Below are 9786 nucleotides of genomic sequence, written 5' to 3'. Positions count from 1 at the left end.
TCATTGAAAAATTTGTTGAGGTTATTTGATAGGTAAGTTATTTTATTCATCGTTATTATTCTGTTCTCTTTCACATCTTCTTTCCTTAACTTGACGCGTATGGTTAATCAATCAAGGCAATATGAAGCTCAGCTTGCAGAAAAAGAAAAAGCACTGATTGATTCAAGGAAGAGTGCTCAAGAACTAGAGCAAGTGATTGAAAACCTTAATGGCCAAATAGTCAAACTTGGAGAAGAAAGAGATTTGATTTTGGCTCAAAAGTTGGAACAAGGGGATGAACTTCAATGGACAAAAGCTCAGCTTGAGCTGAAAGAGGGGGAGCTGAATAGAGCACAGCGAGACTTTGCTACACTACAAAAAAGTTTTAAATGGAAAGTACAAGAAAACTCGGGGCAACAAAGAACTATCGATGATCTTACTAGAAAAAATAACCAGCTTATGGAAGACAAAGATCTGTTAAGTAGTAAAAAGGATGAAAATATAAAACTTCCAGCAGCAAACGCTCAGAATAGAAAGCAGAGTAAATATACTTCTTTTCCTTTTTTTATAGTAGCTGGAACATTTGCTGTTGTTGCAAGTTTAGAAACACGTTATTTAGCAGTATGGGCTGCACTTGCTCTACCTGCGTTGTTTTTTTTTGCATTAGGACGTCACTGTTTGTACAAAGAAAATACAGCACTTAGCGATGTTAAAGTTGATCAACTAGATAATCAGCGATTGCTTAGAAGTAGTCTGTAGAGTTTTATCTCTAGTAGTAAATGTTTAAGAAATTTACTAGGTAGAAAAAAGGCAAAGAAACCCCGAGCGGCGAGCTTTGACTCTATAATACTTTAAATTGGCGCTATAATAATTTACTGACGCTTAGTTTAAGCGCGATTTAGCTGAATGTAGAAAAAATGAAAAAGACATGCAGCCGCTATAATTTGATACAATCCGCCAAAAAATACCCCGAGTTTTTTACTGAATTTTGTCATTGAGCCTGCAGATCAAAAATAAGTTTTGAGTCAGAAATACCCTTAGCGCTATAATAATGAAATTGTTGGAATTTGTCAAGTAGTTTTTTTGTTTCGTGACACACGCTGCCATGCAATAAGTTTATTGACTTCATAGCGATAGTTACTTTAAATTAGTAACTGTTGTTGCAGTTAAATATTAATGACTTTTTTCTTTTATTTTTTTGCAATTCTTAGCATTTTATCCGCTATTTGTGTGATCAGCGCAAGGAATCCTGTGCATGCAGTATTATTTTTAATTTTCACTTTCGTTAACTCTGCAGCTCTTTTTATCCTCCTTGGAGCTGAGTTTATTGCTATGATGGTGTTAATAGTATATATCGGGGCAGTTGTAGTGTTGTTCCTTTTTGTAGTTATGATGCTCGATATTGACTACATAAGATTGCGTCAGGGTTTTGCAAAGTATCTGACTGTCGGTTCTATATTATGTGTTGTGTTTTTTCTCATTGTCAGTTTCGTAATCCGCAGCTCGGCGCTGAATATAAGCAATGTTATAAACTATAATGCTAATAACGTGAAAGCCATCGGTAATTTGCTCTATACTGACTATATGTACGCTTTTCACCTTTCTGGCATTTTGCTACTTGTTGCAATTGTGGGCGCAATTGCTCTTACTTTGCAGGATAAGAAAAAAGGAATCAAAAGACAGAATGTGTTAAAGCAATTGACACAATCCTCATCTGTAAAGTTGGTTAAGGCTAAATTTGGAAAAGGAGTAGAATGGAAATAGGATTAAATCATTTCTTGGTAGTCGCCGCTATTTTATTCACTATTGGAGTGTGTGGTATTTTCATCAACCGTAAAAGTATAATCAACATATTATTGTCAGTAGAGGTATTATTGCTAGCAATTAATATCAATTTAGTCGCTTTTTCTACTTTTACGAATGATATAGTTGGGCAAATTTTTGTCATGTTTGTGTTGACTGTTGCCGCAGCGGAGTCAGGAATAGGACTTGCAATATTGGTTGTATATTATAGAAGCCGCGGCAATATAGATGTTGAACGAGCGAACTTAATGAAAGAGTGAAGATATGACTGATATACTAAAATTAATAGTATTTTTGCCACTTTTTAGTTCATTATTTGCAGCGCTTTTTAGGAGAGATATTTTTAGTCAGTTAATAACAACTGCAGGAATCGGAATATCTGCTGTTTTATCTTGGTATGTTTTTTTCACCTTTTCTCAAAATTATCACTTGAGTTTATTCCCTTTGCTTTCGTTGAGCGTCCTAAAAGTAAATTGGGCGATTAGTGTGGATGCTCTCTCATCTTTGATGCTGATTGTAATTACCACCGTTTCGCTGGTAGTTCATCTCTATTCTATCGGTTATATGAAACATGATAAGGGAAAGTCTAGGTTCTTTTCTTGTTTATCGCTGTTTACGTTTTGCATGATTGTGCTGATCGTGAGTGACAATTTTGTGCAGCTTTTCTTTGGCTGGGAAGGAGTTGGCTTGTGCTCTTATTTACTCATAGGATTTTGGTTTCAGAAATACTCTGCAAATAATGCAGCGTTCAAAGCATTTGTTGTAAATAGAGTAGGGGACTTTGCGCTATTAATCGGGATTTTTCTTATTTATTACACATTTCATTCTTTGAAATTTGCTGAAATTCTTGACACAGCTGATCTTCTTGGTGCACAGAACATTAGGGCATTCTGTTGTGAATTCAGAGTGGTTCATATAATATGCATATTACTTTTTATTGGCTGTATGGGAAAGTCTGCTCAGCTTGGTCTGCATGTTTGGTTGCCAGATGCAATGGAAGGACCAACCCCTGTTTCTGCACTCATTCATGCAGCAACTATGGTAACGGCAGGTATATTTTTAGTGGCAAAATGTTCTCCATTATTTGAGCTGTCAAATGTAGCACAAGGATTGATAGTGATTGTTGGTGCGCTTACTGCCTTTTTTGCAGCTACCGTTGCGATTACTCAGAACGATATAAAGAAAATAATTGCTTATTCAACTTGCAGCCAACTTGGTTATATGTTCATGGCATGTGGCCTTTCTGCTTACAATGTCGCTATTTTTCATTTAATGACACACGCCTTCTTCAAGGCTTTATTATTTCTTAGTGCAGGTAATGTGATTCATGCAATGCATCATGAGCAAAACATTCAGAAAATGGGAAACTGCTGGAAAAAAATTCCTTGCACTTACGCTCTCATGTGGATTGGATCTCTTGCACTTTCTGGGATATTTCCATTTGCAGGTTTTTATTCAAAGGATCTAATAATTGAACATGCTTATAGTGCTGATAGTTTTGCTTTCGTAATGAGCTTGGTTGTTGCGTTCTTTACGGCGTTTTATTCTTGGAGGTTATTGCTTCTTGCATTTCATAGCCAAAAACAAAGTAAAATTAATATACACGAAGCACCGAAAATTATGCTTATACCGCTACTAATACTTGCTTTTGGATCGATATTTTCTGGAATATGGGGAGCAAATGTTTTGAATATAACTAGTAATGCGTTTTGGAAATCAAGTTTAGTAGTTGTTAGTGAGCATGAAGTCCATAATTTCTTTATAAAGTTACTACCAACTCTAGTGAGTCTAAGCGGAATAGTGCTTGCGTACTTAATTTACCGCTATCAAAAACTTCAGCAGATTAAAAGTAAACTTTTACTTAAATTTTTGCAGAATAAATGGTACTTTGATGAGATATATGATTTTGTCATAGTTGCACCGATGAAGTTCATATCTAGATTTCTATGGAAGTTTGATGTTAAAGCTGTTGATTCATTTGGACCAAATGGTGTGGTAAGTTTGGTTAATGAGTGTTCAAAAAGTTCTATAAAGTTACAGACAGGTTACATATTTGATTATGCGTTTGTTATGTTTATTACTTTAATAATTGGTGCTTTGTATATTATTGGAATTAAATAGAAAGTGTTGTTACTTAGTATATTCTTGCTTCCACTAATAGGAGCGTTGATTTTATCTCTAATCAAGATCAATCATAAATCCATATACCTAAGATTCCTCTCTCTATTTTTTGCTGTACTGCCATTTTTACTTAGCATTGTAGCTTGTATAGGATTTGATTATAATAATTCGGACTTCCAGCTCGTCAGCTACCCAATTAGAAACGCAGGGATAGGGATGGATGGTATATCGCTACCTTTTCTTCTACTCACAACTTTCTTATTTGTTATTTGTATACTCTACAATTGCAAAATGAGTTATACGACTCTCAAGCCGTATATGGCATTGTTTTTGCTGCTTGAAAGTTTTGTGGTCGGTTTCTTTATTTCACTAAATGCCGTAAGCTTTTATGTATTCTTCGAAGCTGCTTTAGTACCAATGTTCTTTATTATCGGTGTTTGGGGAGGAAAACGAAGGGTATATGCGGCATTTAAATTGTTTCTCTATACACTTGCCGGTTCGTTGTTGTTTTTGCTTGGGTTAGTGTATATGTATAATGTCTTTGGAACATTCGATATACAAAAATTAGCCACATTAATGCCAAGTCTTGATCTTGGGGTGCAATCATTGTTGTGGATTGCATTTTTTGTCTCTTTTGCAATAAAAGTTCCGATGTTTCCATTCCACACTTGGCTTCCTGATGCGCATGTGCAATCGCCAACTTCTGGATCGGTAATTTTAGCTGGCCTGCTTATTAAAATGGGAGGATATGGATTTTTAAGGTTCTCTATTCCAATGCTTCCTCAGGCAAGCTTCTATTTTTCAAATTTCGTTGTTGTGTTAAGCGCAATTGCAGTAATATATGCTTCACTAGTTGCATTTGCTCAGGACGATATAAAGAAGCTAATAGCTTATTCTTCAATAGCGCACATGGGAATCGTAACTGCTGGCCTCTTTTCATTTTGTGAGGAGGGGGTACTTGGTGCTGTGTTTCAAATGATTAGTCATGGCCTTATTTCTGCTGCTTTGTTTTTGTGTGTTGGGATGCTATATACTCGAACTGGAACTTTGGAGATTGCAAAATATTTTGGCATAGTAAACACGATGCCAAAATTTGGTTTTATGTTTATTTTATTTTCAATGGCCTCGATTGGGCTGCCTGGAACGTCTGGGTTTATAGGTGAGTTTTTGGCTATGATTGGAATGTTCAAGAGCATAGGATTTTTTACAGGATTTATCGCACTTGGTACCATTTTGAGTGCAGTTTATATGCTGAATTTATGCAAGCAAACAATATGGGGAGTCAGCTATTCTAAATTATTGAATAATCGTCTAGATGGCATAGAATTTTCTGTCTTAATTCTGCTTGCAGTGCTTGTTATTTTGCTTGGATTTTACCCAACTCTTGCACTAAATTATTTAAAGCCATGTATGGCAAATTTATTAGTCAAGTATAACGTCCTATGAGCTATATACAGATATTGCCAGAAATGTTCTCTATTGTTTCCTCATTAGTGTTGCTGCTGCTTGGGATCGTGTTCAACCGCCGCACCATTAACTTGCTAGCACTAGGCTGCACAGCGATTACCTTGATCGTTTTAGTTCTCTTAGCAGAAAATAATGAAGTTTTTTTCTTCAATTCATTGTTAAAACTTAACTTATACATCAGATCGGCCCAAGGATTGATCCTTATCGTAGGAGTTTTAGTACTCTTGCTGCTGAATTTATCAAAATATGACTATAAATATGAATTTTCAATACTGATTCTTTTTGCGCTGTTTGGCATGATGACGCTGGTTTCAGCAAATAATTTAATTTCTTTTTATTTAGCTTTTGAATTGATGAGTATACCTTTATATGTTCTTGCGAGCTTTAATAAAGATTCAGTTTATTCATGCGAAGCAGGAGTGAAATATTTTACGCTCAGTGCGTTATCCTCCTGCATCATGTTATACGGAGTGTCGCTACTTTATGGATATGCAGGGCAAATAGATTTTTCTCAGTTAAGTTCATTTGTACAAAACCATCAGGTAACCTATGGAATAGTTTTTGGGTTGGTCTTTATCCTTATTGGTTTATGTTTCAAGCTTGCTATTGTTCCTTTTCATATGTGGGCTCCAGATGTCTATCAAGGTGCACCTACCATAGTGACTGCGTTTTTTTCTACTGCTCCAAAAGCTGCGCTTGTAACATTCTTAATTAGATTGATGAATGAGGAATTAGTAAATGTCAAAAATTATGTTCAACCTGTTCTTTTGTATGTTTCAGCATTATCTGTGCTTATCTCAGCTTTTGGGGCTTTACGACAAAAAAACCTAAAAAGGTTGCTTGCTTACAGTTCAATAGGTCATGTTGGCTTCATATTTGCTTCGCTTTCTATTTTTACGTGGGAGGGAACAGATAGCTCCTTGACGTATTTGATGATGTATATCGTTACAAGCATAGGGTTGTTCTCATATTTCATACAAATTGACGATGACGATTGTAATATTGCAAATTTATCTGGTATAGGGAAGAAACACCCGGTTTTAGCATTTCATCTTTCTATACTATTGCTTTCTATGGCAGGAATACCGCCACTTGCAGGGTTTTTTGCTAAGCTGTTTATATTTAAAGGTCTAATAAACTCAGGCTTTATCAGTCTATCTTTGATCCTTGTAGTAGCAAGTGTTATATCATGTTATTACTACCTAAATATCATAAAAGCTATGTATTTTGATAAGGCTAGTGGTAATAAAATTACTTACTCTAAGGGGCTATTCATCATCACTTCAGTGGCTTCCTTAATCAACATCATTCTTTTTATATATGTAGAGGATTTATGCTCGCTAATTCATTTAATAACTAAAGGGTTATAAGGTGATTCCTGAAATATTCGAGGGCTTTCATATTCATCATCATAAAGAAGTCTCTAGCACTAATAGGGAAGCATTGGACTTAATTGATAAAGAGATATCAAATGAAGCCACTATTATTGCTGATAAGCAAACAGATGGTAGAGGGCGCACCGGGAAAAGCTGGGTTTCTCCAAAAGGCAATTTTTGTGCAAGTTTAATTATAGATCTCTTACACAATCGTTCTGGTATCATTCCAACGCTGGGCTCTAGAGTCACGTACTGGAATAATAATAGAGAAAATCTAAGTAAGTTAACAGAATTGACTTTTGTTACTGCTGTTGCTGTTGGCAATACATTATCATTATTTATAGGTGATAGTAACATTCAATATAAATGGCCAAATGACATTTTGGTGGATGATAAGAAAATAAGTGGAATATTGCTTGAAAAAAAATCTAATTCAAATTGGTTAGTTATAGGAATTGGAATTAATATTGATCATACACCACTTTCAGAAGCAACATGCGTTAGCAGCTACGGCAAGTCTGTGTTTAACACGGATCTATTAAAAGAATTAATAATAAACTTTAATAAACTAAGAAAACAGTGGATATTTGACGGGTTTTATGCTATAAGGGAAATGTGGCTGAAAAGAGCGTTCAGAATGAATGAACAAATCAGCGTAAAACTAGCTGGCAAATTGCACGAGGGAATTTTTGTCGATATAGATAAAAGTGGTAGATTGGTATTACAGCAAAAAGATGAAAGTTTAATTTATTCTGATGCGGGTGAGTTATTTGTTGATAGTGCATTATGAATACATATGTAATTTTTGCCTACCTTGTTGGCTTTATATTGATTGCTGGAGAACTGATTTTTACTATTTCTTGCTATATCAAAAGCAAAAGAATTTTAGAAAGCCTTAAAAACAATAATGAAGAAGAAACATAAGCGATTACTTATAGTTTCAGGAGTTTTCTTCTTTTTAAATTGTGCAGTCTTTTTGATTTTAACAACGCTCAAAGAAAATATCTCATTTTTTTATACAGTAAGTGAGGCGGTAGTTTTGCCAAACAGTCAAAAGCCAATCTGTATTGGTGGAATGGTTATTGAGAACAGTGTGATACGCAACGAAAGTGAAGTGATTTTTCAAATGACGGATTTTAACAAGAGCGTTGTGGTAAAATATCAGGGAATACTCCCACCAATGTTTTCAGAAAAAAGTGGTGTTGTTGTGCAAGGTAGAATGCTTGATAATGGCGCCTTTTTGGCAGACACAGTGTTTGCAAAACATGATGAGAATTATATGTCTCGAAAGCAAGTAATAAAATAGAGAATTTTTTATTTCGTACGTACATAGCGAATAAATTTTCTTATATATTCATTTTCAGTATTTTTTATTTCTTGAACAGTTCCATGGGAGATGATGCTTCCCTCATATAATACTGCTGTCTTATCAGCTATCTTAAATGCACTATGAATATCATGTGTAATCGTGATAATCGTAGGATTAAGGTCTTTAGACAGTTTCATTATTATCTCGTTTACTGTATCTGACATAATTGGGTCTAGTCCTGAAGTTGGTTCGTCCAATACAATAATCTCTGGGTTGTGTGCAATTGCTCTTGCAAGCGCTACCCTTTTTTTCATTCCACCTGATAGCTCTATCGGAAACATATCTGCTATGTTTTTCTCCAGCCCGACATCATTTAATTTTTCAATTGCGAGTTGCTTTGCCTCCTTTTTGTTGATATTGAAGCGTTTCGTGTAATTAAAAGATATATTTTCCCAGACTGTAACATAGTCGAATAAGGCGGAGTTCTGAAATAAAACTCCAAATTTATTTTTGCTTTTGCTATTTATTTTAATAAACCCTGAGTCCGGTGTCAGCAAGCCAATGATTGTTTTTGTTAATACAGACTTGCCACTCCCTGAGCCACCGAGTATGACTAGTGATTCTCCTTTGAATATATCAAAACTTATGTTGTTTAATACCGTTTTATCATCAAAAGATAGGCTTAAGTTCGATATTGATATTATGGGACTATGCATGCATCAAAGTAATCATGTAGTTTGCTAAAATAATCAGTATGGATGATAAAACAACAGTTGATGTTGTAGCAATACCTACTCCTCGAGCACCTTCTCTGCAGTGGTAACCGTAATAGCAGCTTGAGACAGAAATTATGACGCCAAAAACAGTTGCTTTCACTAGCCCAGTGATAAAATCGTTCATATTGAAGAATTGAGCTGTATATTTTATATATATGTTCACGTTGTGGTTGAATTCAAAAACTGCAGTGATATATCCTCCGAATATTCCTATTAGATCTGCACATACTGTAAGTATAGGGAATACTATAACTGACGCTAAAATCCTTGGTGCAATTAAGTATTTGAAAGGGCTGATGTTCAAGGTTGTAAGTGCGTCTATTTGTTCGGTGATGCGCATTGTGCCAATTTCTGCCGCAATTGATGATCCAACTTTTCCTACCATTATTAAGCTGATTAAAACTGGTCCTAACTCTTTAATGATGGTGACCGTGACAAGCTTGGGTATTACTTGCTCTTGACTAATCAATGGACCACTCAAGCTGCTTTGCAAGATTATCACTGCTCCTATAAAAACCCCTGTAAGTCCAACAATTGGCAAGGAAAGAAAGCCTATCTCTATAATTTGTCTTGCTATGTTGCTTAAATAGTATGGTGGTGTAAAGCAGTGATATAGAGATTGAATAAAAAATATAGATGCATTACCAAGCCTCAACAAGAGGTTGATAAAGCACCTGCCGATTATTCTAATACCATTTATATCAAAAGAGTTCACTTTACATTTGTCTCAGCTAAAAATCAGTTTTACTGAAAATTTTTGTTAACTTCATCGCAGAGTATAGCTAAGATATGTTCTACGTTCAATATACTTTAGACTTCTCGCATAACAAACTTTTGATAGTGCGTTTGATGAAACAAAAAAACTACTTGACAAATTCCAACAATTTCATTACTATAACGCTAAGGGTATTTCTGACTCAAAACTTGTTTTTGATCTGCAGGCTCAATGACAAAA

At 35.1% G+C, this 9786-nt stretch carries 11 protein-coding genes; 9 read left to right on the top strand and 2 right to left on the bottom strand.

Going from position 1 to position 9786, the window contains the following annotated elements; translation table 11 throughout:
• The first annotated feature begins 99 nt into the window (after positions 1–99).
• The 9 genes from DM84_RS02610 (at position 100) to ccmE (ending at position 8052) form a co-directional block, all read left to right on the top strand.
• Complete coding sequence (locus tag DM84_RS02610; RefSeq protein WP_250778195.1) at positions 100–738, top strand: TomO hydrophobic C-terminal domain-containing protein; 639 nt, start codon at positions 100–102, stop codon at positions 736–738.
• A 417-nt stretch (positions 739–1155) separates the two neighbouring features.
• Positions 1156–1743, top strand: coding sequence for an NADH-quinone oxidoreductase subunit J (locus DM84_RS02605; RefSeq protein WP_250778194.1), 588 nt, complete (start codon positions 1156–1158; stop codon positions 1741–1743).
• Positions 1734–2042 carry an NADH-quinone oxidoreductase subunit NuoK gene (gene nuoK, locus DM84_RS02600; protein ID WP_250778193.1) on the top strand — a complete coding sequence of 103 codons (309 nt, stop codon included), beginning with the start codon at positions 1734–1736 and terminating at the stop codon, positions 2040–2042. The genes DM84_RS02605 and nuoK overlap by 10 nt, the downstream gene beginning before the upstream one ends.
• Positions 2043–2046: 4 nt before the next feature.
• A complete protein-coding gene (nuoL, locus tag DM84_RS02595) occupies positions 2047–3903 on the top strand; it encodes an NADH-quinone oxidoreductase subunit L (RefSeq protein WP_250778192.1) in 1857 nt (618 codons plus the stop codon).
• Positions 3904–3906: 3 nt separating this feature from the next.
• On the top strand, positions 3907–5349 hold the full coding sequence (locus DM84_RS02590; RefSeq protein ID WP_250778191.1) for a complex I subunit 4 family protein: 1443 nt from the start codon (positions 3907–3909) through the stop codon (positions 5347–5349).
• Positions 5346–6740 (top strand): NADH-quinone oxidoreductase subunit N, encoded by a 1395-nt coding sequence (locus DM84_RS02585; protein WP_250778190.1) that lies wholly within the window; start codon positions 5346–5348, stop codon positions 6738–6740. The genes DM84_RS02590 and DM84_RS02585 overlap by 4 nt, the downstream gene beginning before the upstream one ends.
• 1 nt (position 6741) lies before the next feature.
• A complete protein-coding gene (locus DM84_RS02580) occupies positions 6742–7536 on the top strand; it encodes a biotin--[acetyl-CoA-carboxylase] ligase (protein WP_250778189.1) in 795 nt (264 codons plus the stop codon).
• A complete protein-coding gene (locus DM84_RS02575) occupies positions 7533–7670 on the top strand; it encodes a CcmD-like small membrane protein (protein WP_250778188.1) in 138 nt (45 codons plus the stop codon). Before DM84_RS02580 ends, DM84_RS02575 begins: the two co-directional genes overlap by 4 nt.
• Complete coding sequence (gene ccmE / locus DM84_RS02570; protein ID WP_250778187.1) at positions 7654–8052, top strand: cytochrome c maturation protein CcmE; 399 nt, start codon at positions 7654–7656, stop codon at positions 8050–8052. Before DM84_RS02575 ends, ccmE begins: the two co-directional genes overlap by 17 nt.
• An 8-nt stretch (positions 8053–8060) precedes the next feature.
• On the opposite strand, the gene DM84_RS02565 is transcribed toward ccmE, so the two are convergent.
• On the bottom strand, positions 8061–8771 hold the full coding sequence (locus tag DM84_RS02565; protein WP_250778186.1) for an ABC transporter ATP-binding protein: 711 nt from the start codon (positions 8769–8771) through the stop codon (positions 8061–8063).
• On the bottom strand, positions 8764–9546 hold the full coding sequence (locus DM84_RS02560; RefSeq protein ID WP_250778185.1) for an MlaE family ABC transporter permease: 783 nt from the start codon (positions 9544–9546) through the stop codon (positions 8764–8766). Before DM84_RS02560 ends, DM84_RS02565 begins: the two co-directional genes overlap by 8 nt.
• Positions 9547–9786 lie beyond the last annotated feature (240 nt).

Origin of the sequence: Wolbachia pipientis (assembly GCF_023661085.1) — a bacterium.
In the GTDB taxonomy this organism is placed as follows: domain Bacteria; phylum Pseudomonadota; class Alphaproteobacteria; order Rickettsiales; family Anaplasmataceae; genus Wolbachia.
Note: the sequence above shows the minus strand (reverse complement) of the source record. Positions and strands in the feature narration are given on the sequence as shown.